The sequence below is a fragment of the Massilia sp. CT11-108 genome (genome assembly GCF_047302915.1).
Lineage (GTDB): Bacteria > Pseudomonadota > Gammaproteobacteria > Burkholderiales > Burkholderiaceae_D > Telluria > Telluria orientalis.
In genome coordinates, this window is the sequence record NZ_JBKYMO010000828.1 from 1 (window position 1) to 1,642 (window position 1,642).

General features: G+C 68.4%; 2 protein-coding genes. One reads left to right on the plus strand and one right to left on the minus strand.

Features of this window, described 5'->3' with window-relative positions; genetic code table 11:
• Positions 1 to 200 (plus strand): hypothetical protein (locus tag ACEN88_RS31145; protein ID WP_413345961.1); only part of this gene is annotated, 200 nt, incomplete at its 5' end.
• A gap of 24 nt (positions 201 to 224) precedes the next feature.
• On the opposite strand, the gene ACEN88_RS31150 is transcribed toward ACEN88_RS31145, so the two are convergent.
• The coding region (locus ACEN88_RS31150) for a TonB-dependent receptor (protein WP_413345963.1) at positions 225 to 1,642 on the minus strand (1,418 nt) is incomplete at its 5' end.

Genomic DNA, 1,642 nt, shown 5'->3' on the forward strand with positions numbered 1-1,642 from the left:
GCGATGCGCGCGGGTTCCGCAGGTCGCGCTGGCTCAGCGTGGCGGTCGTGGCGCTCACGGTCGCCACGATTCCCTACTATCTCGTGCGCAGCCGCGATGAAGCGGAGCGCGGGCGTGCCCTGGTGGCGTACGCCGCCTGCCTCGCGGCGGCGGCGTTCGCCGTGTGGGTAGGCATGGCTATCCACATCGGCCTGACGTGATGACGCCGGCGCTTGGCGCGAACGTCAGAAGTCGACCGTCGCCGACACGGTGAACGTGCGCGGCGCGCCGAGCACCAGATAGCCGTAGCCCGGATAGCCGCCCGCCGACGCCCAGTAATTCCGCCCGAACGCATTGTCCACGCGCGCCCGCACGGTCACGTCGCGGTCGAGTACGCGCGTCGCATAGGTGGCGCCGAGGTCGAGGCGCGTCCACGACGGCAACTGCTGCGTATTGGCCGCATCCGCGTACTGGTGCGACGTCGTGATGGCGCGCGCGTTCAGCGACAGGCCCGCCACCTGCGGCACATCCCAGTCGGCGCCGAGGTTCAACTGCGTGCGGGGCACGCCGATCGCATCGTTGCCGTCGTTGATGCCGCCGACCGTGCGGCGCTGTTCGGCGTCCAGCAGCGTGAGGCCGCCGAGCACGCGCAGGCCGTGCATCGGCAGGCCGAACACGGACAGTTCCAGGCCCTGGTTGCGCTGTTCGCCGAATACGCCGAACACGCCGTTCTCAATATAGCCCAGCGGCTGCGCCGTCGAGAACAGCGCGGCGCTCATCCCCAGCTTGCCGCTGTCGTACTTCACGCCCACTTCCTTCTGGCGCGAGGTGTACGGCGCGAAGATCTGGCCCTGGTTGATGACGCCGACGCCGGATGCGGTCGGCCCCTGCTGCAGCGCCTCGATATAGTTCGCGTAGATCGACACGTTTTTTAAAGGCTTGTAGACGATGCCCGCGACCGGCGTGTTGGCGCTTTCGTCATACGCGCTGTTCTGCGCACCCGTGTTGTAGTCGTAGCCGTAGGACTTGATGCGCTGGTGGCGCACGCCGGCCGTCACGCGCACGGTGTCGTCCAGGAAGGACAGCGTGTCCGCCACCGCATAGCTGGACAGGATGCTCTTTGCTGTCAGCAGCGGGTTCGCGAGCGAGCCGCCGGTGAAGGCGTTCGCGGCCGGCGCCGCGACGTCGACGGGGCGATACAGGTTCGAGTTCCAGCCGGCGAAGTCGCCGAAGGCGTATGCATTGTCCGACTTCGATTCGAACGCGGACGCGGTGGCGCTGACCGTGTGTTTCACGGAGCCGGTCGCGAAGTCGCCGCGCACGCCGATCTCGCCCGTGCGCACATTGTCCTTGCGCTCGTTGTCGAAGCGCGTCATCACGGTGCCGCCGTTGTTGTCGGTCGTCGTCGGCGAGGAGATCACGTTCGATTCGCGGCCTTCGCGTGCGCCCAGTGCCGCCCACGCGACGACGTGCGGCGCCAGGTCGACTTCGCCCCGCAGGGTGCCGAACGTGTCGCGCTCGTTCGAATGTGTCCACGGCTGGGCGAAGTTGCTGTCGGCTTCCGGTGCGGCCGGGATCGCGCGGCCGGAGCCCACGGTCGCGCTGGGGCGGCCGTTGCGCAGCTGATGGTCCTGGTAGCCGACGTCCGCCGACACGCGGTAGT